The organism is Streptomyces sp. NBC_01515 (assembly GCF_045040345.1).
Lineage (GTDB): Bacteria > Actinomycetota > Actinomycetes > Streptomycetales > Streptomycetaceae > Streptomyces.
Genome location: NZ_CP109416.1, coordinates 5,704,979 through 5,725,930 on the forward strand (window position 1 = coordinate 5,704,979; position 20,952 = coordinate 5,725,930).

General features: G+C 71.8%; 23 protein-coding genes. 9 read left to right on the forward strand and 14 right to left on the reverse strand.

Translation table 11 applies throughout. The features are described from left to right. The first annotated feature begins 87 nt into the window (after positions 1-87). The gene (locus OG407_RS25525) at positions 88-867 is read left to right on the forward strand and encodes a crotonase/enoyl-CoA hydratase family protein (protein WP_405861508.1); all 780 of its coding nucleotides are present in this window, start codon (positions 88-90) and stop codon (positions 865-867) included. Here the strand turns inward: OG407_RS25525 and OG407_RS25530 are convergent. From OG407_RS25530 to OG407_RS25560, 7 genes are all read right to left on the reverse strand, one after another. Further along, positions 833-2,077, reverse strand: coding sequence for a cytochrome P450 (locus OG407_RS25530; protein ID WP_405861510.1), 1,245 nt, complete (start codon positions 2,075-2,077; stop codon positions 833-835). The genes OG407_RS25525 and OG407_RS25530 overlap by 35 nt on opposite strands. Beyond that, complete coding sequence (locus tag OG407_RS25535) at positions 2,074-2,835, reverse strand: carboxymuconolactone decarboxylase family protein (RefSeq protein WP_405861512.1); 762 nt, start codon at positions 2,833-2,835, stop codon at positions 2,074-2,076. Before OG407_RS25535 ends, OG407_RS25530 begins: the two co-directional genes overlap by 4 nt. Before the next feature lie 61 nt (positions 2,836-2,896). Further along, positions 2,897-3,892, reverse strand: a complete 996-nt coding sequence (locus tag OG407_RS25540) for a 3-oxoacyl-ACP synthase III family protein (RefSeq protein WP_405861514.1) — start codon at positions 3,890-3,892, stop codon at positions 2,897-2,899. Positions 3,893-3,944: 52 nt separating this feature from the next. After that, positions 3,945-5,180: a beta-ketoacyl-[acyl-carrier-protein] synthase family protein gene (locus tag OG407_RS25545; RefSeq protein WP_405861516.1), complete on the reverse strand. Its 1,236-nt coding sequence runs from the start codon at positions 5,178-5,180 to the stop codon at positions 3,945-3,947. Then, positions 5,177-5,413: a phosphopantetheine-binding protein gene (locus tag OG407_RS25550; protein WP_033284078.1), complete on the reverse strand. Its 237-nt coding sequence runs from the start codon at positions 5,411-5,413 to the stop codon at positions 5,177-5,179. Before OG407_RS25550 ends, OG407_RS25545 begins: the two co-directional genes overlap by 4 nt. Positions 5,414-5,701: 288 nt before the next feature. Further along, entirely contained in the window at positions 5,702-6,901 is a 1,200-nt protein-coding gene (locus tag OG407_RS25555) for a beta-ketoacyl-ACP synthase III (protein ID WP_405868588.1), read from the reverse strand. A 235-nt stretch (positions 6,902-7,136) separates the two neighbouring features. Further along, the gene (locus OG407_RS25560; protein WP_405861517.1) at positions 7,137-8,279 is read right to left on the reverse strand and encodes a saccharopine dehydrogenase family protein; all 1,143 of its coding nucleotides are present in this window, start codon (positions 8,277-8,279) and stop codon (positions 7,137-7,139) included. Positions 8,280-8,349: 70 nt separating this feature from the next. Here OG407_RS25560 and OG407_RS25565 point away from each other — a divergent pair, with 70 nt between their 5' ends. The 4 genes from OG407_RS25565 (at position 8,350) to OG407_RS25580 (ending at position 12,168) form a co-directional block, all read left to right on the forward strand. Further along, positions 8,350-9,321, forward strand: coding sequence for a helix-turn-helix domain-containing protein (locus tag OG407_RS25565; RefSeq protein ID WP_405861518.1), 972 nt, complete (start codon positions 8,350-8,352; stop codon positions 9,319-9,321). A 26-nt stretch (positions 9,322-9,347) separates the two neighbouring features. After that, entirely contained in the window at positions 9,348-9,710 is a 363-nt protein-coding gene (locus OG407_RS25570; protein ID WP_405861520.1) for an antibiotic biosynthesis monooxygenase family protein, read from the forward strand. A gap of 184 nt (positions 9,711-9,894) precedes the next feature. After that, positions 9,895-11,046, forward strand: a complete 1,152-nt coding sequence (locus OG407_RS25575; protein WP_405861522.1) for an acyltransferase family protein — start codon at positions 9,895-9,897, stop codon at positions 11,044-11,046. Between the two features lie 204 nt (positions 11,047-11,250). Then, on the forward strand, positions 11,251-12,168 hold the full coding sequence (locus OG407_RS25580; protein ID WP_405861524.1) for a calcium-binding protein: 918 nt from the start codon (positions 11,251-11,253) through the stop codon (positions 12,166-12,168). Between the two features lie 25 nt (positions 12,169-12,193). Here the strand turns inward: OG407_RS25580 and OG407_RS25585 are convergent, their stop codons facing one another. Both OG407_RS25585 and OG407_RS25590 read right to left on the reverse strand, forming a co-directional pair. Next, the gene (locus OG407_RS25585) at positions 12,194-12,724 is read right to left on the reverse strand and encodes a hypothetical protein (protein ID WP_405861526.1); all 531 of its coding nucleotides are present in this window, start codon (positions 12,722-12,724) and stop codon (positions 12,194-12,196) included. Between the two features lie 17 nt (positions 12,725-12,741). Then, positions 12,742-13,389 (reverse strand): TetR family transcriptional regulator, encoded by a 648-nt coding sequence (locus tag OG407_RS25590; RefSeq protein WP_405861528.1) that lies wholly within the window; start codon positions 13,387-13,389, stop codon positions 12,742-12,744. A gap of 121 nt (positions 13,390-13,510) precedes the next feature. Between OG407_RS25590 and OG407_RS25595 the strand changes: the two genes are divergently transcribed. Both OG407_RS25595 and OG407_RS25600 read left to right on the forward strand, forming a co-directional pair. Then, complete coding sequence (locus tag OG407_RS25595; protein WP_405861530.1) at positions 13,511-15,073, forward strand: FAD-dependent monooxygenase; 1,563 nt, start codon at positions 13,511-13,513, stop codon at positions 15,071-15,073. Positions 15,074-15,083: 10 nt separating this feature from the next. After that, the gene (locus tag OG407_RS25600; protein ID WP_403602288.1) at positions 15,084-15,455 is read left to right on the forward strand and encodes a DUF6479 family protein; all 372 of its coding nucleotides are present in this window, start codon (positions 15,084-15,086) and stop codon (positions 15,453-15,455) included. A gap of 67 nt (positions 15,456-15,522) precedes the next feature. Here the strand turns inward: OG407_RS25600 and OG407_RS25605 are convergent, their stop codons facing one another. From OG407_RS25605 to OG407_RS25620, 4 genes are all read right to left on the reverse strand, one after another. Beyond that, positions 15,523-16,635, reverse strand: a complete 1,113-nt coding sequence (locus OG407_RS25605; protein WP_405861532.1) for a sensor histidine kinase — start codon at positions 16,633-16,635, stop codon at positions 15,523-15,525. Positions 16,636-16,641: 6 nt separating this feature from the next. Further along, positions 16,642-17,379, reverse strand: coding sequence for a response regulator transcription factor (locus OG407_RS25610; RefSeq protein WP_405861533.1), 738 nt, complete (start codon positions 17,377-17,379; stop codon positions 16,642-16,644). A gap of 128 nt (positions 17,380-17,507) precedes the next feature. Further along, positions 17,508-18,023: a hypothetical protein gene (locus OG407_RS25615; RefSeq protein WP_405861535.1), complete on the reverse strand. Its 516-nt coding sequence runs from the start codon at positions 18,021-18,023 to the stop codon at positions 17,508-17,510. 72 nt (positions 18,024-18,095) lie between these two features. Further along, the gene (locus OG407_RS25620) at positions 18,096-19,382 is read right to left on the reverse strand and encodes a hypothetical protein (RefSeq protein WP_405861537.1); all 1,287 of its coding nucleotides are present in this window, start codon (positions 19,380-19,382) and stop codon (positions 18,096-18,098) included. 159 nt (positions 19,383-19,541) lie between these two features. On the opposite strand from OG407_RS25620, the gene OG407_RS25625 reads away from it, so the two are divergent. Next, positions 19,542-20,033 carry a hypothetical protein gene (locus OG407_RS25625; RefSeq protein WP_405861539.1) on the forward strand — a complete coding sequence of 164 codons (492 nt, stop codon included), beginning with the start codon at positions 19,542-19,544 and terminating at the stop codon, positions 20,031-20,033. A gap of 98 nt (positions 20,034-20,131) precedes the next feature. Further along, positions 20,132-20,563, forward strand: coding sequence for a VOC family protein (locus OG407_RS25630; RefSeq protein WP_405861541.1), 432 nt, complete (start codon positions 20,132-20,134; stop codon positions 20,561-20,563). A gap of 34 nt (positions 20,564-20,597) precedes the next feature. Here the strand turns inward: OG407_RS25630 and OG407_RS25635 are convergent, their stop codons facing one another. Continuing rightward, on the reverse strand, positions 20,598-20,951 hold the full coding sequence (locus OG407_RS25635) for a hypothetical protein (protein WP_405861543.1): 354 nt from the start codon (positions 20,949-20,951) through the stop codon (positions 20,598-20,600). Between the last annotated feature and the right edge of the window lies 1 nt (position 20,952).

Consider the following 20,952-nt stretch of genomic DNA (forward strand, 5'->3'; position numbering starts at 1 on the left):
AGAACCGGACCCCGCGAAGCAGCGCCTGAGAAGCAACATCTGAGTAGCGACATCTGAGCAGCGACATCTGAGAAAGGGCACCGCGCCATGGACCCCGCGCCCGCTCCCGGCCCCGTGGTGGTGACCGCCCGGCAGGACGGCACCCTGATCATCACGCTCAACCGGCCGCACGTCCGCAATGCCATCGACCGGCGGCTGGCCGCCGCCGTCGACGCCGCCCTGACCGAGCTGGAGACGGACCCCGCGCTCACCGTCGGCGTCCTCACCGGCAGCGGCGGCCACTTCTGTTCCGGCATGGACCTCAAGGCGTTCCCCACCGAGGGCGTCCCGGTCGTCGCCGACCGGGGACTGGCGGGACTGACCCGGGCCCGGATCCGCAAGCCCCTGATCGCCGCCGTCGAGGGCGCGGCCGTCGCCGGGGGCTTCGAACTCGCCCTCGCCTGCGACCTGGTGACCGCCGCCGACACCGCCTTCTTCGCGCTCCCCGAGGTGGCCCGCGGTCTGATCGCCGCCGAGGGCGGGGCCGTACGGCTGCCCGGCCGGCTGCCCCATCACCTGGCCATGGAACTCCTGTTGACGGCCGCGCCGCTGCCGGCCGCGACCGCGGCGCGGTACGGACTGGTCAACCAGCTGACCTCCGAGGGCAAGGCACTCGACGCCGCGCTCGCGCTCGCGGCCCGCGTCCAGGCACACTCGCCCCAGGCCGTGCGCGTCACCAAACAGATCGTCCAGGACACCCACGGCCTGGCCGACCGCGACGCCTTCGCCGTGCAGGACCCGCTCAGCGCGCCCGTGTTCGGCACGGCGTCCGCCGTCGAGGGCAGCCGGGCGTTCACCGAGAAACGTCCGCCCCGCTGGAGTGCCTGACCTGTGCCGCCCAGGTCACCGGAAGTTCCCGCAGCCCGTACACGATGGCGTCCTGGTTGTAGGTGAGTTGATCCGCAGGCACGGCGAGGCGCAGGGCGGGCAGGCGGCGCAGCAGGGTCGTGAGGATGATCTGGAGTTCCACGCGGGCCAGGGTCTGGCCCAGGCACTGGTGGATGCCGTAGCCGAAGGCGACGTGGCGGCGGGCGTCGCGGGTGAGGTCGAAGTCGGCGCCGGACGCGAAGAGTTGCTCGTCGCGGTTGGCGGTGGACAGCATGCAGATCACGCCCTCGCCCGCCGGGATCGTCACCTCGCCCACCCGCACGGTCTCGGTCGCCGCCCGGCCGAGACCGAGGTGGATGATCGTGAGGTGCCGCAGGAGTTCTTCTACGGCGCCGCGCACCAACTCCGGGTTCGCGCGCAGGAGTTCCGCCTGGCCGGGGCGGCGCAGCAGGGCGAGCACGCTGACGGCCGTCATGTTCGCGGTGGACTCGTGCCCGGTGACCAGGAGGAGGAAGCCGAGCGAGGCGGTCTCCTGGTCGGTCAGGTCCTCGCGGGCGGCGAGCCGGCTGAGGATGTCGTCACCGGGCTCGCGACGCTTGCGCTCCGCCAACTCCGTCAGATAGCCCATGAGTTGGGCGTGCGCCCGCTCCGCCTCCGGGCGGGTGGTGCGGTTGTCGAGGAGCGTCCGGCTGAGCGACTGGAACAGGTCGTGGTCCTCGTACGGCACCCCCAGCATCAGACAGATGACCAGTGACGGGACCGGCAGCGCGAAGTCCGCCACCAGGTCGGCCGAGGTGCGGCCCTCGGTCATGCGGTCCACGGCCCGGTCGACGATGTCCTGGATACCCGGGCGTAGTTCCTCGATGCGCCTGACCAGGAAGTCCTTGGTGACCATGCGGCGCAGGCGGGCGTGCTCGGGGTCGTCCATGCGGATGAAACTCGGCTTGGCGGTGGCCAGTTCACGCTGCCCGGCGGACAGGAACGGGAACCCCGGTGTGCGCGCGTCCGCGCTGAACCGGGCGTCGGCCAGCACGGCCCGTACCTCGTCGTACCCGGTGACCAGCCAGCACGCGGTGCCGTCCGGCAGCACGGCACGGGAGACGGCGGCCTCGCGGGCGACGGCGGTGTAGGCGGGCGGCGGGGAAAAGGGACAACTGCCGTAGGGGGCAGGGAGGTTGATGGCCGCGGCGGTGAGGGTGGTGGCGGTCATGGGTGGGCTGTCTCCTCGTGGTCGACGAGCGTGATGGCCCCGCTGGGGCACAGGTCGGCGGCGAAGCGCACCTCGTCGGCGTACCGCGCGTCCGGCTCCGGGACGAGCAGCGCGACCCGGCCGTCCGACTCGTCCTGCTCGAACACCTCGGGCGCCACGCCGACGCACTGACCCGCGCTGCAACAGCGGTCCCGTTCCAGGAGCACGGTGAGCGAGGGCCGCCGGTCGGAGGGGGTGCGGAGGGTGTTGAGCGTCGTACACATGGTGGCCGTCTGGCCGGCCAGGACCAGGAGTTCGACGAGCTGCTCGGCGTTGAGAGCGCGGGCGAGCCGGTCCCAAAGTCCTTCGGGGATGGAGGAGTTGACGGCCAGCAGATCCGCCGCCTCCAGGAGGGCCCGGTCCTCCGGCTGCCAGGGGTGGACGGCCGGGTCGGCCGCCGTCGCGTCGATCTCCACTTCCGTCAGTCCCGCGTCCTCGGCCCGTGCGCGGTGCCGACCGTGGACGTAGGGCGCGTCGAGCCGATGCGCGACCCGCAGCACGATCAACTCGCGTCTGCGGTGGCCGAGGGTGCCCTCGTGGGTGAGGACCCGGGCGAGGGAGAGCCAGGCGTGGGCGAGGACGGGGTGGTGGGCGAGGGTACCGAACAGGTTCTCCCGGCCGGGACCGTCCTGCCGGGAGTCGGCGAGCAACGACCGCAGGACCGGGGGCCATTGGGCGGGAGGGAGGGGTGGAATGCGGGGGGTACGGGTCGGGGTCATGGTGCCTTCACGTTCGTACGGTGTCGGGGGCCGGGGAGTTGTCGTGGTGGGCCGGCGGCGGTCACCAGCGGCACACGACCACCCCCGCACTCGCCCCGCTCGCGAAGCCGAACATGCCCACCAGGTCGCCGCGATGGAGGCGGCCGCTGTCGAGGGCGGCGGCGAGCTGGAGGGGGATGGTGTTGGTCGCCACGTTGCCGTGGGTGGGGAAGGTGGCCAGGATGCGGCCCGGGTCCACGCCCACCCAGTCGCAGACGACCTTGGTGAACGGCACCGACGGCTGGTGCACACAGACGAGGTCGAGGTCGTCGCCCTCGACGCCCAACTCCCGCAGCGCGCCCCGCACTTTGCCGGGCAGCCCCTCGAACGACCCCACCAACTGGGCGGAGTCGATGCGGAGATGGCCGAGTGTGCGGTGCTGCGCGTACGGGTTGGGCAGGGTCGCCGCGCGCCAGCCCCAGGAGTTGGCGAAGAACCGGGAGCCGAGGATGCCGGGCCGGTCACCCGCCGCCACCAGCAGGGCCGAGCCCATGTCGCCGGTGCTGAGGCTGGGCAGCGCGGTCAACAGGTCGGCGGGGTCGTCCAGTTGCCAGCGGCTCTCCCGGGTGCTGACCTCGGCGGTGGTCACCAGCACCCGCCGGTACTGCCCGCTCCGGATGAACGCGTCGGCGACCTCCAGGGCGTTGAGGACTCCGTTGCAGGCGTTCTTCAGGTCGAACACCGGGCAGCCCAGGCCGAGTTTGTCGGCGACGACATGAGCGGTGGCCGGCTCCTCCATGTCGGCGAGGATGCCGGCGTAGAGGAGCAGGTCGACGTCGCCCGGTCCGGTGCCGGTGTCCTCGAACAGGCGCCGGGCCGCGTGCGCGGCCAGGTCGGAGGGCTGCTCCTGATCGTCGGCCACGGTGCGTTCCGCCAGTCCGTACATGCGCTGGAGCACCCCGCGCGAGAGCGGTACGGCGGGGCTGCCCGCCCGGAACCGGTCCTCCACGGCGGCCACGGTCTGGCGTCCTTCGGGGATGTGGACGGTGGCGTGAACGATGGTGCTGTGTACGGTCATTGGTCCCTCCTCGGTCGTGGGTCTGGGCTCGGGCCCCGGCTCGGTCCTCGGCTCAGTCCTCGGCGGTGAGGAGCAGCACCACGTTGTGCCCGCCGAACCCGAAGGAGTGGCTGACGGCGGCCCGGACGCGCTGTTCGCGGGGTGCGCCCGTGACGCAGTCCAGGTCGAAGGGGAGGTTGTCCGGGGTGAGGTTGGCGATCGGCGGGACGGTGGAGCGGTGCACGGTCAGGGCGGTGAGCGCCGCCTCGATCGCACCGGCCGCGCCGAGGCTGTGGCCCATAACTCCCTTGGCCGCGGTGACACTTGGCCGGTGCGGCAGCACCCGCGCGATCAACTCCGCCTCGGTCAGGTCATTGAGTGGGGTCGAGGTCCCGTGCGCGTTGACGTGATCGACGTCCGCAGGCCCGAGCCCCGCCTCCGCGAGCGCCGACCGCAGCGCGGCCTCGGCGTGAACTCCCCCCGGGGCAGGGGCGGTCGGGTGATGCGCGTCGGAGGTCTGACCGGCCCCCGCGAGACGGGCGTACCGCCGCTGGCCACGGGCGCGGGCGTCCGCCTCCCGTTCCAGGACGAGGATCGCGGCGCCCTCGGAGATCACGAACCCGTCCCGGTCCGCCGCGAACGGCCGTGAGGCGGCGGCCGGTTCGTCGACCCGGGACGACAGCGCGCCCATCCGCTGGAAGCCCGACGCGATCACCGGGGTGACGGCCGCCTCCGTGCCACCCGCCACCGCGATGTCGCACAGCCCGGCGAGCAGCAGCCCCCGTGCGACCGCCAGGGCACTGGCCCCGGAGGCGCACGCGGTCTCGGTCGCCAGGGACGGACCATGGGCGCCGAGGTCCAACGACACTTCCCCGGCAGCCATGTTGGGGATCAGCATGGGCACGAGCGTGGGCGACACCAGTTCGGGACCGCCCTGGTGATGGCGGACCGTCTGGTCCTCCAGATGCGCGGCCCCGGCCAGCCCCGAACCGATCACCACGGCGACCCGCGCCCCGTCCCACCCGGCCGGGTCGAGCCCGGCGTCGGCGACGGCCTCGCGCGCCGCGAGCACGGCGAGCTGGCTGAACCGGCCCATGCGCCAGGCCTTGCCGCCGCCGATCCGCGCCTGCTCCGGGGTCATCAGCGGGATGCGGCAGGACAAGTCCACGGCGCAGCCCTTGAGTTCGGGGTCCGTGGCACCGGCGGACCGCCCGCTCAGGACCCCCTTCCAGGTCTCCTCGCGGCCGACCCCGGCCGGGGTGATGAGCCCCAGGCCGGTGACGGACACGGGCGCGGACGCAGCGTTCATCGCTCCCGCTTGGCGTTCAGCGCGGCGACGAGCTCACCCACGGTGCTGTGCTTGGCGGCCTCTTCCTCCGCAACCGGAACCCCGAGCTGCTCCTGGAGCGCCAGAGCGAGTTCGGCCAGCGCGAGCGAGTCGAGATCGAGGCTCTCCAGAGTGGCCTCCGGCCGGATGCTCTCGGCACTGACCTCGAACTTCTCGGTGAGTACGGCGGTCACGGCGGTCTGGGCGGGGGACATGGGGGGTCCTTTCGACGGGCGAGGGGAGGGGTGGGGTGGGGTGGGGCTCAGGGGTGAGTGGAGTTCCGGAACCGAGGCGTCCGACCTGTTTTTTGCAGGGCAGACGCCGGTGGACGGGCACGTTCGGGGACGGGAGGGGTTGGGCTCAGGCAGGCGCGGTCTCAGGCGGGTTGGGTCTCAGCGAGGGCGGGTCTCAAGCGAGGTCGGTCTCAGGCGGGGTCGGTCTCACGCGAGGTGGGTCCCAAGCGGGGCTGGCTCAAGCAGGGCGGGTCTCAAGCGGGGCGGGTCTCAAGCGATCTGGGTCCGCAGGGCCGGGTCGGCGGCAGCGGCTACGGCCGGATTGGCGGCTACGGCCGGGTCGGCGGCGGGTGCAGCCGGATTGACAGCGGCTACGGCCGGGCTGGCAGCGGCTACGGTCGCGGCATCCGTGCCGGTAGCGTCGATGTCCGGCACGGTCGGTAGCTCCGGCCACACCAGGGACGCCGAGCCCCAGGTGAGACCGGCGCCGAACGCGGTCAGCAACACCCTTTCCCCCGCGCGGAGTTCACCCCGCGCGGCGGCGTCGGCCAGGGCCAGCGGGATGGACGCGGCGCCGGTGTTGCCGACGCGCGCGATGTTGGTGACGTGCCGTTCGCCGGGTACCGGGATGCGGTCGCCGACGGCGGACAGGATGCGGGCGTTCGCCTGATGGGCGCAGAACCGGTCCACATCCTCGGCCGCCCAGCCCGCGCGCTTGAGCACGGTGTGGGCGGACTGGGTCATACGGGTCACCGCATGCTGGAACACCTCTCGCCCCCGCATACGGAAGTAACGGTCGCCCGGGCCGAATTCACCGGGCCGGGCACGCTCCCGCGCACCCCCGCCGGGCACCTGGATCAGCTCCTCGCCCGAACCGTCGCTGCCGAGATCCAGCGCCAGCACGGCACCCGGCTCGTCGCGCTCACCGCGCCGTAGGACCACCGCCCCCGCGCCGTCGCCGAACACGATTCCGGCGGAACGATCCTGCGGGTCCAGCAGCGTCGAGTACACCTCGGCCGCGACCAGCAGGACCCGGTCGGCACACCCCGAGGTCAGGGCGCCGACGGCGGCGGCGAGGCCGTAGACGAAACCGCTGCACGCGGCGGAGACGTCCCACGCGGCGATCTCGCCGAGGCCGAGGCGGGTGGTCAGGCGGGGTGCCATGGCGGGCATCGGCCGGTCGGGGGTGGAGGTGGCGACGATCACGGCGTCGACCAGGGGTCCGCCGGCGACCGCGAGCGCGCGGCCGGCCGCCTCCAGCGCGAGGTCGCCGGTGGTCACGCCCGGTGCCGCGCGGCGGCGTTCGCCGATGCCGGTGCGCCGGCGGACCCAGGCGTCGTCGACGTCCCACGCGGCGGGCAGGGCGTGGTTCGGCACCGCGTCCGGGGGGACGAAACCGGCGATGCCCTCAAGGACGGCCGTCTGCGGCGTTCTCAAGAGCGGGGCTGCGCTGGGCAGTCGGAAGGTCACACACGCCTCGATGGGGAAGTGATCTTGGACGAGCGCCATGACTGTAGATCGGATCAAGATCGGGGCGGGGGCGTGACGCGATTCGAACACCTGACCAGTTTCGGCCAGTTTTCCGCAAAAGCGCAGCTCAGCGAGCGAAGTGAGGAAACGTTACGTCTGTTATGTGGCTCGCAGATCACCCGAAAGAGGGCGGTTGGAGGCGGCCGTTCGACGCACAACCGCCCCCGGCGTCATGTCAGTTCGTGAAGTCGAGCGTCAAGTGCCCCGGCGCCAGCGCGCCGAGGAAGCCGCGCGCGTCCGCGAGGGCACCGGCGGTGACCACCCCGGACGGCCGGTGCGGATCGGCGAGCACCCGGCAGGCCGCCTCCACGACGAGGGGTGCGGTGACCGCGTAGATGTCCTGGCCGGAGGCGACGGCACGGCGGGTCTCCCCGTCGCGCGTCGCCACGACCTCGACGAGGAAGGTCTGCGCGGAACGGCCGGAGTCGTCCACGGCGACGGGCCCCGACGTGTCGGCGGAACGCAGGTCCTCTACGGCGGACACCGTCATGCAGGTGTCAATGTCCGGTACGGAGAGGTGAGTTGGGATGGTCGCGCTGTCGGCCATCGTGAACTCGCCGACCACGGGCCGGGTTCCGATCGGGTCCGGGAACGTCCAGTCGGCGCGGGGTGCGTCACCGGAACGGCTCTGCAGACGGCCGTCCGCGTAGAGGATGCGGCCACCGGAGCGACGGCCCGACGACACCTGGCCCGTGACGCGCGTGCCGTCGGTGGGGCGCCAGTCGCTGAGGGCGTAGGCGATGCTGATCCTGTCTGCGGCTGCGGCTGCGGCTCCCTGTCGGTGTCCGTCCCCGTCCCCGTCCCCGTCTACGGTCTTCCAGTCGCCGATCGCCGCCGTCGCGAGGAGGTCGCCGAGACCGCCGTAGAACGCCACCGCCGGGACGACCAGGCCACCGGCCTCGCGGGCGCGGTCGCCGTAGGCGGCGATCGTGTCGAGCACCACCTCCGTCTCGGCGGTGACGTCGAGGTACGGCACACCCGCGCGCAGTGCCGCGTCGATCACCGGAGCCGCCGTCGAGGCGAACGGGCCCGCGCAGTTGATCACCGCGTCCGCGTCAACGAGGGCGCGGTCGAGGGAGGCGGGGTCGTCGACCGTGGCCGGGCGGGTCTCCAGGTCCGGGTACAACTCCCCCAGCGCGGCGAGCCGTTGGGGGTCACGCCCCGACAGGATCGGGAGGAGACCACGACGCCGGAGTTCCGCGACGACGAAGCGGCCGGTGTGGCCGTAGGCGCCAATGACGGTGACGCGGGCGGGAGTTGTGAGGGACGCGGGAGTCGCGGGGGTGGTGCTCGGCTGGGTGCGGTGATCCGTGGTCATGAATCAAGGGTGGCGGTCGGGCGCTCCGCGCTCCAGTGGCTGGAATGACGATGCCCGTACAGTTTCGGACATGGACACAGATGGAGTGCAGGCGGGGCACAGGGTGGCACTGGCCGTCGCGGACGGCACCCCGCTCTTCGAACTCGCCTCCGCCTACGAGGTGTTCGGGGTGGACCGGGGAATCGCCGAACCCTGGTACGAGCTGACCGTGTGCGGTCCGGCCGCAGCCGGGGTCGGAGGCTGGCTGCGGGCGGACACCCGGCACGGACTCGACGCGCTCGCCACCGCCGACACGGTCATCGTCCCGGCCTGCCACGACGTGGACGAGGAGCCAACGCCCACACTGGTAGAGGCAGTTAGGGATGCCCACGAGGCCGGCGCCCGGATCGTCTCGCTCTGCACGGGTGCCTTCGTGCTGGCCGCCGCCGGACTGCTGGACGGGCGCCGCGCCACCACCCACTGGGCGCACACCGACGTCCTGGCCGCCCGCCATCCCCAGGTCCAGGTCGAACCCGACGTGCTCTACGTCGACGAGGGCACCGTGCTCACCTCGGCGGGCAAGTCGGCGGCGATGGACCTGTGCCTGCACGTCGTACGCACCGATCACGGCGCGGCGGTGGCGAACACGCTCGCCCGCACACTGGTCGTACCGCCCCACCGGCTGGGCGGGCAGGCCCAGTTCATCCCGGCACCGGTGTCGCACGGCACGGAACACGCCCTCACGGAACTACTGTCCTGGGCGACGGCCCGCCTCGACGAGCCGCTCACGGTCACCGACCTCGCCCGGCACGCGGCGATGAGCCCGCGCAACCTCACCCGCCACTTCCACGCGGTCACCGGCACGAGCCCCCTCCAGTGGCTCCTCGTCCAACGGGTCAACCGCGCCCAGGAGTTGCTCGAACGGACCGCCCAGGGGATCGACCAGGTCGCCGCGAGTTGTGGGCTGGGCAGCGGGGCGACGTTGCGGCGGCACTTCAACCGGGTGCTGGGGGTGCCGCCGGAGGCGTATCGGCGGACGTTCCGGGAGGGCCTGCGGCCTTGAGGCCCCGCCTGTTGAAGAATGGGCCCATGAGCATCGTCAAGATCAACGTACTCACCGTCCCCGAAGAGCAGCGCGAGACCCTGGAGAAGCGCTTCGCGAACCGGGCCGGGACGGTGGACGGCTCGGACGGCTTCGAGTGGTTCGAGCTGCTCCGCCCCGTCGAGGGCACCGACACCTACCTCGTCTACACGCGCTGGCGCGCCGAGGAGGACTTCCAGAACTGGATGTCGGGGATGGGGCAGGCCGCGCACCGGGGTGGGCCCGGGGGCGGGTCCGCGCAGGGATCCGCACCGGGTGCCCCGCAGGGTGAGCGGCCGAAGCCCGCCGCGACGGACGCGACGCTGTGGACGTTCGAGGTGGTGCAGCAGGCGGGGCCCAAGGAGGGCTGACCAGCGGCTCCGCCCTGACTGTCCGATCCTGGCGGTCGGTTCCTGACCGCCAGGTAGAGCCGGCCGCCCAAGTGGCCGCGTCGGCGGTGTCCTCGGCCTCTCGGCAAGGAGAGGGCGAGAAGCGGGTGAGGAAAAAGAGGCGTGCGGGATGTTTGAACCGCCTCTGAGCGGTGAGGCGAGGCGAATGCGTGCTTCTTCCACCGCCTCCGCCGCCTCCGCCGAGACCTCGGGCTCCGCCCAGGCCCACGGTCGCACCGGGCTGTCCCCCAGCCCCACCGCCCCCGCGGCGGAACCCACCGCGTCGGAGCGCGTCCCCGGAAAGCAACGCGACCCCTTCTTCGACAACGCCAAGTACCTGGCGATCGTGCTGGTGGCGATCGGCCACTCCTGGGAGCCGCTGCGGTCGAGCAGCCGTAGCGTCACCGCGTTGTACACGCTCGTCTACGCCGTGCACATGCCGGCGTTCATCGTGATCTCCGGGTACTTCTCGCGCAGCTTCCGGGCGACCCCGCCGCAGATCAGGCGGCTGCTGGGGGGAGTTGTGGTGCCGTACGTCGTGTTCGAGACGGCGTACACGCTGTACACGCGCTGGACGGACCACCAACCCGACCGCGCCATCAGCCTGTTGGACCCGCTGTACCTGACGTGGTTCCTCGCGGCGCTCTTCGTCTGGCGGCTCACCACGCCGATCTGGAAGCACGTACGCCGGCCGCTGCCGGTGGCGCTGGGAATCGCGATGCTGGCGACGCTCTCCCCCTCCATCGGCAACGACCTTGATCTGCAACGGGTGTTGCAGTTCCTGCCGTACTTCGTGCTCGGGCTGTGTCTGAAGCCGGAGCACTTCCAGCTCGTACGGCGGCCGGAGGTACGGCAGTTGGCGGTGCCGGTGTTCGTCGTCGCGCTCGCGGCGGCGTACTGGTCGGTCCCGCGTTTCGACTACGCCTGGCTCTTCCACAACGCGAGCGCGGAGCAACTCGGCGCGCCCGACTGGGAAGGGCCGCTCATGACGCTGGCCCTGTTCGCCTGCTCGACGCTCCTGGTCGCCTGCTTCCTCGCCTGGGTGCCGCGCCGCCGCACCTGGTTCACCGCCCTGGGCGCGGGCACGCTCTACGGCTATCTGCTGCACGGGTTCGTCGCGCAGGGCGCCAAGTCCTGGGGCTGGTACGACCCTTCGTGGATGCGGGGCCCCCTCGGCGAGGTCACGGTGACCGCGGTCGCCGCCGTCGTCGTGACCGCGCTGTGCACCCCGCCCGTGCGGCGGCTCTTCCGCTTCGCCATGGAACCGGAGTTGCGGTGGGCGTTCCGCCGCGACGCGACCGAACTGGCGCGCCCCTAGGGATGGTTGTGGTGGATCGGCGGGCCAGTTCGTGAACTCGCGCTGAATCACGGCTGACACTTCACGGGGATGCGACACCCGGGCGACAGGACGCACAACCAAGGACACGGAGGGGCGGTCAGACGCTGTGCCGGGATCCGGATCCACCGGTTTCGGGCACCTTGATTTCCGTCAACTCCCCTTACGTCCCACGGAGGTTGTGCGATGCCCTGTCGTTCTTCCCGTCGTTCTTCCCGTCGCCGTACGCCGCGTTCCGCTTCGGCGCTGACGCTCGCGCTCGGCACCGCGCTGGCCGCCCCGCTGTTCCTCGCCGGGACGGCGGACGCGGCCACGGCGCCGGCCACCGCCGCGCTCAACTCCGGTGGCCAGGAGGTCATTTACACGGCCGCCGCGGGCCAGGCCAACAAGGTGACCGTCACCGCGACCAGGGTGACCGGCACCGAGAAGATCTCGTATCTCATCGACGACGTGGTCACCATCAAGGCGGGCACGGGCTGTTCGTACCCCAGCGCCTCGGACCACACCAAGGTCCTCTGCACGGTCACCACGCTGGACAGCCAAGACCCTTACCCCACCTTGCAGTTGACGCTCGGCAACGGCAACGACACCCTCGCCTACCACAACAGGACCGACCAGACCTACAACTTCGCCTCGGTCGACCTGGGCGCCGGCAACGACAAGGCCACCGACGACGGCGGCGTCGACGGCAACTACATCGCGGGCGGCACCGGCAACGACACCCTCACCCTGGGCACGTACTCGGTGGGCTGGGGCGACGACGGCAACGACACCCTCAGGGCCGCCGCGGGGACCATCGCCCAGGGCGGCAACGGCAACGACACCATCACGACCAGCGGCGACGCTGCCGACGGCGGGGCCGGCAACGACGTCATCACCGGTGGCGCGGGCGCCCAGAGCCTGACCGGCGGCACCGGCAACGACAGGATCCACGGCGGTTCCGGAAACGACTTCATCTACGGCGGCACGGGCAACGACGTCCTCTACGGCGACGCCGGCGCCGACACGATCTACGGCAACTCCGGCAACGACACCCTGTGGGGCGGCGCGGGCACGGACGTCCTGTCGGGCGGGCCGGGGCGGAACGTCGTCCACCAGAACTGACACGCGCCGACATCGGAGGACCGGCTCAGGGTGTGGTGCAGCCGACCACGACCCGGGCCGGTACGCGGAACGCGTCGTCGTACAGCGTGGACACCTCGACAGTGACGTCAACGCGGGTGCCGTTGGCGGCCGTTGAGTGGTACTGCCGGGCGGGGGCCCGCAGCGACTTACCGCACAGGCCGTCCGGCAGCGCGATCTCGGGGTCGCCGTCCTCGAATTTGGTCCCGTACTTCGGGTCGAACAGGGCCTTTCCCCCCGGGAGGATGCCCGCGCGGTTCAGGTAGTCCTTCGTCCGCCAGCTCGTGAACGTGACCTGAGCGCCGCCGTTCCGCGTGTAGTAGTGAACGTCGGTCGCGTCGGCGGGGATCGTCGCGCCCCCGGCGGTGATCGCACCGGGCAGTCGCAGGTCGCTCCCGTCGCACGCCCGCGCGTCCCCGAACGGATGGAACAGCTCGTCCCGCAGCAGCCAGGTACCCCCGCCGCCCACCACCGCGAGCACGACCACACCGACCCCCAGCCACACCGGCACCCGCCGCCGCCCGGCCACTGCACTCATCAACGCCCTCTTGTCGGCTACACCGCGTCCAGCCCCGTCATGAGCTGCCCGTACGCCCCCTCCGCGGCCGCGACCGCGTCGTCGTACGCCTCGTCGGCGGTCCGTCCCGACGTGATCGTCCGCCAGTTCTCCTGCCCCAACTCCTGCTGTACGGCGATCAGATGGGCCGCGGCCAGGCGTCTGACGATCGGTGGCGCACCGCCGGAACCGGAGCCGCCGCCGGACAGCAGGGCGTCCGCGAGCGCGTCGATGTCCTGGCTGGTGTACCGCTGCCTCATGCCGATGTGGAGGCTGGGCGTGCGGTAGACGAGGTCCTGGAAGGACAGCACCTCGGGGTGGTCGTTGAGGCCGGTGATCGGGTTCCGGGCGGCTAGTCCGGCCAGGAAGTGGTCGCGCAGGGCCGCGGTCGGGGTCAGTCCGGCCGGGCGTTCCCGCACCACGCGGGCCGCTTCGCCGAGGTGGTCGGCGAAGCGGTGCAGGACCAGGTCCTCCTTGGTCGGGAAGTAGCGGAACAGCGTGGCCTTGGAGACCTCGGCCGCCGCCGCGACCTCGACGACGGACACCTCGTCGAAACCCTGCGCGCGGAAGAGACGCAGGGCTTCCTGAGCGATGAGGTTCCGCGTGCGTTCCTTCTTGCGCTCGCGCAGACCGGCGGGTTCGTCCATGCCGACGACTTTACCAGAATAATGAGACTCGGGATTGGATGAGACCGAGAATCTTCTGAGACTGGGTTGCATTTTCTCGCCGACCGGTGTTCCATGGACGCGGGACGACGAGAGGACCCTCATGACCGACGACGTTGTACGGAACGAAGGCGTGCTGATCGTGGGCGCCGGACCGACCGGCCTCACGCTCGCCGTCGAGCTGGCCCGGCGCGGCGCGGGGGTGCGGATCGTGGACGCGGCCCCGGCCCCGCACCGGGAATCCCGGGGCAAGGGTCTGCAGCCGCGCACCCTGGAGGTTCTGGAGGACGTCGGTGTCACCGGACGCGCCCTCGCCGCCGGGACGACACGGCTGCCGTTCCGCAAGTACTTCGACGGCGCGCATGTGAACGACACCGACCCCTTCGCGGACGCCCGCCCCACACCCGACGCGCCGTACGAGCGAGGGGTCCTCATAGGGCAGTGGCAGGTGGAGAAGCTCCTGCGCGAGCGGCTCGCGGAGTTCGGGGTCGGCGTCGAACGCGGCACGGAGGTCACCGGGTTCGAGCAGGACGAGGGCGGTGTCACGGCCGTCCTCGCCGACGGCGAGCGCATCAGGGCCGGCTATCTCGTCGGCTGCGACGGCGGGCGCAGCCGGGTGCGCAAGGCGATGGGGGTGCGCTTCGACGGTACGACGGACGAGACGCAGTCGATGGTCGTCGGCGACGTCGAGGCCGAGGGGATCAGCCGAGACGTCTGGCACCAGTGGTTCGCGTCGGACGGGCGCGGAGTGATGCTCTGCCCCATGCCCGGCACGAACTCCTTCCAGTTCCAGGCGGGCCCCGAACTCGACGCGGGCGGCGAGCCGTTGCCGCCGTCGCTGGAGGGCTTCCAGCGGATCTTCGACCGGTACGCGGGCGTGCCCGGCGTCACGCTGACCGACCCGACCTGGCTCTCCCTCTGGCGGGTCAACGTCCGCATGGTCGACCGGATGCGCGTCGGCCGGGTCTTCCTGGCCGGGGACGCCGCCCACATCCACCCGATCGCCGGCGGCCTCGGCATGAACACCGGCATCCAGGACGCCTACAACCTGGGCTGGAAACTCGCCCTCGCGACCGCCGGGCAGGCGGGCCCCGGACTCCTGGACACCTACGAGGAGGAGCGCCTCCCGGTGGCCGCCTGGACCCTGGGCATCAGCAGCGACCTGTACGCCCGGGTCCGCGAGGCGGTCAAGGAACCCGGCACCGGTGTCGAGGCCGCGGCCCCGCCGCCGATGGGCACCGGTTACCGCTGGAGTTCCCTCGCCGCCACCGGCACTCCCGCGGCCACCGGCGACCCCGCCGTCCTCCGACCCGGCGACCGTGCTCCCGACGCCCCGTGCCTGGACGCGTCCGGCAACCCGGTCCGGCTCTTCGAGGTGTACGCGGACCCGCGCTTCACCCTGCTCGGCTTCGGCGCCGAAGTCGCGGGCGCGGTGGGCAAGTTGGGGGCCGAGCACGACGACCTGCTCCAGGCGTTCACGGTGGACGGCGGCGGCAGTGACCTGCGGGACCACGAGGGTCACGCCCGACGCGCGTACGGCATCAGGACCTCTACCCCCGCCCTCGTCCTGGTCCGCCCCGACAACCACATAGCGCTGCTGACCCGGGACCCGGCCGAAGTGGCGGACTATCTAACCCGAATCACCACATTCCCCACGAAAGAGTGATACTCGGAGTATGAGCATGGCAACGTACGAACTGCTGGCCGCGTCGCACAACACCCTCGACGTGGGTGCCGCCTTTCTCGGTGGCCTGCTGATCGTGGGCGCGCTGGTCTGGGCCATCTACTTCGGCATGAAGATCCGGGACCAGGAACTTCCACGGCCGCTCCCCGAGGAGCAGCCCCACCTCCCCGCGGGCGGCGCCGTCCACGAGATGCGCGAGATGCGGGAACCCGACGAGATGCCCGTCGCCTCGGAGGAGAAGGAGCGGCTGATGCCGTACCAGCTCCATCACTCCGGGACGAGAACGGGCAAGGACCAGAGCCGGCTGCGCTGGCTGCCCGGGAGGAGCGGTTCCTTCGGCGGGGGCGGCATAGGCCACGTGTGACCTGACCCGGGGGTGCAGGGATCCAGGGGTGCAGGGGTGCGCCCCGCAGGTTCGCCCTGGGTTCGGCTCACACCTCCGCCGCGGGCAGCGTCACCTCGAACCGGCAGCCGCCCGACACGTTCCGTACGGCGGCCCGCCCCTGATGCGCCTCGACGATCCCGCGCACGATGGCGAGCCCCAACCCGGCCCCGGCGGGCGGGGTCCGGGCGTGGGTGCCACGCCACCCGGTGTCGAAGACGCGCGGCAGATCGTCCTCGGGAATCCCACCGCAGCCGTCCGTCACGGACAGCACGACCCCGTCGGCGGACCGCTCGGCGGCAATGGCCACCGTGCCGTCGGCAGGCGTCCGCCGGATCGCGTTGACCAGCAGATTCCCCAGCACCCGGCTCATCTCCTTGCCGTCGACCTCGACCGGTACCGGTTCGATCCGGTCGCCGACCAGCCGTACGCCGTACTCGCGCGCGAGCGGGTCCGCGCCGGCGAGGGCATCGCCGATCAGGTCGTACAGGGACATGCGGGAGCGGGTGAGGGCGAGTGAGCCGGCGTGGATGCGGGAGAGTTCGAAGAGGTCGCCGACCATGTCGTTGAGGCGTTCCACTTCGGTGCGGATCTGGCGGAGGTAGCGGCCGGGATCGGCGGCGACCCCGTCCTCCAGGGCCTCGGACATCGCGCGCAGACCGGCCAGCGGGGTGCGCAGGTCGTGCGAGATCCAGGCGACGAGTTCGCGCCTCGATGACTCCAACGCCCGCTCGCGGTCGCGGGATTCGGCCAGCTTGGCGCTGGTGGCGGCCAACTCGCGGCTGACGTCGGAGAGTTCGGCATTGGCGGGGCGGGCGGGGGCCGAGTAGTCGCCGCCGTCGCCGAAGTCGCGGGCGGCGAGGACGAGTTCACGGCTGCGGGCGACGACCCAGCGGCCGAGCAGCAGGGCGGTGAGCAGAGAGACGACGGCGGCCATCGCGACCACGGTCGTGACCACGGACAGGTCGTGCCGGGAGAGGAACATCGCCTGTGCGACGGCGAGTGTCCCGGCGAGCATGGCGGTCACGGCGACCGCGGCGACGACGGACACGGAAGCGGTGAGCGACCGGCGCCGCAGCAACCACAGGGCACCGGCGCCGAGCACTCCGGCGCCGGCGGCTCCGAGAAAGGCGAACAGGGCGATGAGGAGGGCATCACGCATGACCGGTCAGTCCCCCTCGGTGCCGGTGGGATCGAAGCGGTACCCGATCCCCCACACCGTCTGGATGTACTGCGGCCGGCCCGGATCGTCCTCGACCTTCCCGCGCAACCGCCGCACATGGACGGTGACGGTCGACAGGTCACCGAAGTCCCACCCCCACACCTCGCGCATCAGGTCCTCCCGCCCGTACACCCGCCCCGGGTGCCGAAGAAAGAAGGTGAGAAGGTCGAACTCCCGGTGGGTGAGGGTGAGTTCGACGCCGTCCTTGGTGGCGCGGCGGGCGGCGGGATCCACGCCCAGTCCCCCGGCGCTCAACGGTATGGCGGACCCGACCGGCGACCGGGACCGCCGCAGCACGGACTCCACCCGCAGGACCAGCTCCCTGGGGCTGAACGGCTTGGTGACGTAGTCGTCGGCCCCGACCTCCAGGCCCAGGATCCGGTCGTCCTCGTCGCCCCGGGCGGTCAGCATGATCACCGGCACGGGCCCGCGCCCCCGCATCCGCCGGCAGACCTCCAGCCCGTCCATCCCCGGCAGCATCAGATCGAGCACGACGAGATCGGGCCAGTGAGCGTCGGCCCGGGCCAGCGCCTCCGGCCCGTCCGCGGCCCGCTCCACGACATACCCGGCCCGGTCGAGATACCCGGAGACGACTTCGGCGACGGTCGGATCGTCATCGACGACCAGTACCCGGGCGCCGACCGTCCCCTCGGCCTTCCCGACCTTCTCGTACGACTGCTGCATGGGGCCAGCCTCGCACCCCGCCCCCGCCGATGCCGCCCCGCACCGGCTCCGGGCGCCGGACGTCCGTGTTTCGTAAGAACCTCCGGCGCCCCGCGCGGCTCCGTTGCCGTGCGGGGCTTTCACAGGTGTTACTGCTGCGCTCCGGCCCGTGCCGGGCTGTACGCCGACAGTGCCCAGATCACGAACACGTCGACCGCGATCATGATCACCGACCAGACCGGCGCGTACGGGAGGAACATGAACTGGAGGATGGCGCTGAGGCTGGCGAGGACGATGCCGCAGACCCGGGCCCAGCTCATGCCCCGGAGGATGCCCCAGCCGGTGATCGCGCCCACCGCGCCGAGGCAGATCAGGATGACGCCCCAGCCGGTGAGGTTGATGCTGTAGATGTAGTCGCCGACGCGGGTGTAGACGTCGTCCTTGGCCAGCGCGGAGATGCCCTGGAGGATGGCGATGACGCCGTTCATCAGCATCAGGACGCCGGCGAAGACCGCGCCGCCCATCGCGAGGCCGCCGCCGGGCGGGGGCGGGACGTGGCCTCGGGTGCCGGGCGCCTGGCCGGAGTCGTTCCAGGCCGGGGGCTTCTCCTGGTCGCCGGCGGACGGCGAGTGCGGCTGCTGCGTCGAGTGCGGCTGCTGGGTCATGGCCGTACCCCACCTCTCTGTGGTGTGTGGTGCTTCGACCATCCGGCCGGGGCAACCCCTCCACCAGGGGAGTTACGCCGAACGGGTGACACCCGAAGCGGCCCCCGGTTCCGGCCCCGGCCCCGGTTCCGCCGCCAGGAACTCCACCACCGCCAGCCCGAACAGCACCGCCAGCCCCAGCCCGACCACCACCCACCCCGTCGGATACGACCACAGCAGATACGCCAGCAGCGCCCCGCCCACCAGCACCCAGCTGATCCACACCCGGTACCGGCGCACGAACGGACCCACCGGTCCCGTACGCAGCCCCGCCCCGTCGGCGACCGCCCGCACCGCCCCGATCCCGGACGTCCACAGCCGTCGTACGAGACCGGCCCGGCGGCCCGGACCCGTCAGCCAGGCGCCCAGGGCGACCACCACGCCCAGCGCCACGACCATCCGCACGGTCGTGTGCAGGAAACGGGTCAGCGCGTCGTACACCGCGCCGGCCGCCGCCGGTGACACTCCCGCCGGGAGCGCGTCCAGGTAGACGGCGCGGAAGATCCGTAGCGCGATGCCCAGCAGGGCCGTCGCGGCGGCGACGCCCAGCGCGCCCGTCACCAGCGCGCGCCGACGCCGTCGCGCGAGCAGGACGCCCGCCGCGACCAGCAGTACCGCCACCAACGGCAGCCAGGTACCGGCGAGTTGGAGGAGGCGGAAGTACGTCTTGTACTTGGCCAGGTCGTCGCTCTTGAGCAGCGTGATCGACGTATGAACCTCGGGGATCTTCCCGGCGACGGTCATCCCCTCGTCGACCAGCCGCTGTTTCACCTGGTCCACGACCGGGCCCACGTCGAGCGTCACCGCGCCGTCGTCGAGCCGTACCGCACCGCCCCCGCTGCCGGTCAGGGCTTTGTCCACAGTGCTGTGGACACGGCGGTTGGCGTCCTTCCAGATCGTGGCGAAGGCGTCCGAGGCCGCGACCGCCTGCGCCTTGTCATGGACGAAGGCGCGGACCGAGTCCTCCAGCGAACCGCCCAGCGCCCCCAACGCCTTTTCCACCAGCGGGCGTTGGTCGGGTGCCGCGCCGGACAGCAGGGCGGTGAGGTCGAGGTGGTCCATCACGGCCGACGTCGCCCGGTTCGCGACGGCGTTCTGGATGTCCGGGTCGGAGGCGAGCGGCGCGACCGTCGCCACATAGCGGTCCGTGTCCCCGACCGTGTCCGCCGTCCACGCGGCCACGACGCCGAGCGGCGCGAGGACGCACCCGACGACGACCAGCAGGATCGCGACCAGCGAACGCACCCGGCGCCCCGGCCCCCGCCGCCGCTCCGCCTCCAGTTCGGCCACCCGCGCCCGCAGCCGGTCGAGTTCCGTCACCCCTGCCTCCTCCGCGCGTGTGACTGCCAGCGCACCCTCGATGGTCCGGGGCCGCGAGCAGTGCGGTGCCGTTCGGGTGACGCCCGCATGCGGCCGTACCGCATCGGCCCTTCACTGGAGGGACGACCTGGGGGACGACCCGACACTCATGGAGGCGACATGGCCTGGAACAGGCGCGGTGCGGTGCGGGTGGCGGCAGCTGTCACCCTCGGCCTAACCGGTCTGGCCGGGTTGACCGGTTGTTCCGACGACAGCACTGCCTCCTCCGTCGCCAGCAAGGCCGCCTCCGCCGTCGCGTCCATCGGCGCCCAGGCCACCGGCGCGATCGCGTCGGCCACCGCCGAGGCCGGCCGCAAGCTCGACAACGTGAAGAACGGCGCCGACGCGAAAGACTCCGTCCAACTCGGCACCCCCACCACCGACTCGGCCGGCCGCAGCACCGTCGAGGTCACCGTCGACAACACCGACGGCTCGGCCAAGTCCTTCGCCGTACAGGTCGAGTTCAAGGACGACGGCGGCAATCTCCTCGACACTGTCGTCGTCACCGTCTCCGACGTCCCGTCCCACAAGTCCGCTACGGCGACCGCCCGCAGCAACCGCGAGCTGTCGGGCGGCGTGAAGGCGGACGTCGGCACGGCGCTGCGGTACTAGGGCGTAAATTGGGGCCGAGGTGGGACGACCTTCTTCCGCGTCCGCTGGTGCGTACGTACGTCAGTCGCGCGGCGCGGCCAGAACGACGGGAGCCAGCCATGAAGCCGAATCGCTCCATTCCGGCGTCGACGGTCATCCCCGTCCTGATCTATCCCGATGTCCGCGAGGCGGTCGCCTGGCTCGGTGCGGCCTTCGGGTTCGCCGAGCGGGTCCGGATCGGGGAGGACCACCGCGCACAGCTCGCGTTCGGCGACGGTGCCGTGATCGTCGGAGACGTGGGGCATGATCGCCGCCCGCCGCGCCCCGGCGAGGTCACCCACGCGGTGACGGTCCGGGTGGAGAACGTCGCTGCCCACTACGAGCGGTCCCGGGACCATGGCGCACGCATCATCATGGAACCGACCGACTTCGAGTACGGCGAACGGCAGTACACGGCCGAGGATCTCGCGGGCCACCGTTGGACGTTCTCGGAGACGCTCGCCGACGTCGCCCCGGAGGAATGGGGCGGAACGTCCGTCACGGCCGACTGACGCATCCTCGGCGCCGACGCGTGCCGGTGTGCCCTCAGCGGCCCCGCGACTTCGCGAACTCCCGCAGGAACAGCGCCTCTACGTGCGCCATGTGCTCGATCTCCGAGGGGTCGACGCTCTCGTTCGGGGCGTGGATGAGGCAGCGGGGTTCCTCGACGCCCATGAGGACGATCTCGGCGCGGGGGTAGGTCTCGGCGAGGACGTTGCACAGCGGGATGGAGCCGCCGTGGCCGAGGAAGACGACCCACTGGGCGGCCTTGTGGCACTCCTCGGGCGGGTACTGGCGGGGGTCGGCGACGGACGGGATCGTGACGAGCTCGGTGAGGTCGGCCTGCGCGCGAGGCATCAACTCGGCTATACGGGACGCGAGTTCGGTCATCGTGATCACT

Coding starts and splice junctions, on each gene's coding strand:
- OG407_RS25525 (WP_405861508.1), top strand. CDS start 88: ATGGACCCCGCGCCCGCTCCCGGCCCCGTGGTGGTGACCGCCCGGCAG.
- OG407_RS25530 (WP_405861510.1), bottom strand. CDS start 2,077: ATGACCGCCACCACCCTCACCGCCGCGGCCATCAACCTCCCTGCCCCC.
- OG407_RS25535 (WP_405861512.1), bottom strand. CDS start 2,835: ATGACCCCGACCCGTACCCCCCGCATTCCACCCCTCCCTCCCGCCCAA.
- OG407_RS25540 (WP_405861514.1), bottom strand. CDS start 3,892: ATGACCGTACACAGCACCATCGTTCACGCCACCGTCCACATCCCCGAA.
- OG407_RS25545 (WP_405861516.1), bottom strand. CDS start 5,180: ATGAACGCTGCGTCCGCGCCCGTGTCCGTCACCGGCCTGGGGCTCATC.
- OG407_RS25550 (WP_033284078.1), bottom strand. CDS start 5,413: ATGTCCCCCGCCCAGACCGCCGTGACCGCCGTACTCACCGAGAAGTTC.
- OG407_RS25560 (WP_405861517.1), bottom strand. CDS start 8,279: ATGACCACGGATCACCGCACCCAGCCGAGCACCACCCCCGCGACTCCC.
- OG407_RS25565 (WP_405861518.1), top strand. CDS start 8,350: ATGGACACAGATGGAGTGCAGGCGGGGCACAGGGTGGCACTGGCCGTC.
- OG407_RS25570 (WP_405861520.1), top strand. CDS start 9,348: ATGAGCATCGTCAAGATCAACGTACTCACCGTCCCCGAAGAGCAGCGC.
- OG407_RS25575 (WP_405861522.1), top strand. CDS start 9,895: ATGCGTGCTTCTTCCACCGCCTCCGCCGCCTCCGCCGAGACCTCGGGC.
- OG407_RS25580 (WP_405861524.1), top strand. CDS start 11,251: ATGCCCTGTCGTTCTTCCCGTCGTTCTTCCCGTCGCCGTACGCCGCGT.
- OG407_RS25585 (WP_405861526.1), bottom strand. CDS start 12,724: ATGAGTGCAGTGGCCGGGCGGCGGCGGGTGCCGGTGTGGCTGGGGGTC.
- OG407_RS25590 (WP_405861528.1), bottom strand. CDS start 13,389: ATGGACGAACCCGCCGGTCTGCGCGAGCGCAAGAAGGAACGCACGCGG.
- OG407_RS25595 (WP_405861530.1), top strand. CDS start 13,511: ATGACCGACGACGTTGTACGGAACGAAGGCGTGCTGATCGTGGGCGCC.
- OG407_RS25600 (WP_403602288.1), top strand. CDS start 15,084: ATGAGCATGGCAACGTACGAACTGCTGGCCGCGTCGCACAACACCCTC.
- OG407_RS25605 (WP_405861532.1), bottom strand. CDS start 16,635: ATGCGTGATGCCCTCCTCATCGCCCTGTTCGCCTTTCTCGGAGCCGCC.
- OG407_RS25610 (WP_405861533.1), bottom strand. CDS start 17,379: ATGCAGCAGTCGTACGAGAAGGTCGGGAAGGCCGAGGGGACGGTCGGC.
- OG407_RS25615 (WP_405861535.1), bottom strand. CDS start 18,023: ATGACCCAGCAGCCGCACTCGACGCAGCAGCCGCACTCGCCGTCCGCC.
- OG407_RS25625 (WP_405861539.1), top strand. CDS start 19,542: ATGGCCTGGAACAGGCGCGGTGCGGTGCGGGTGGCGGCAGCTGTCACC.
- OG407_RS25630 (WP_405861541.1), top strand. CDS start 20,132: ATGAAGCCGAATCGCTCCATTCCGGCGTCGACGGTCATCCCCGTCCTG.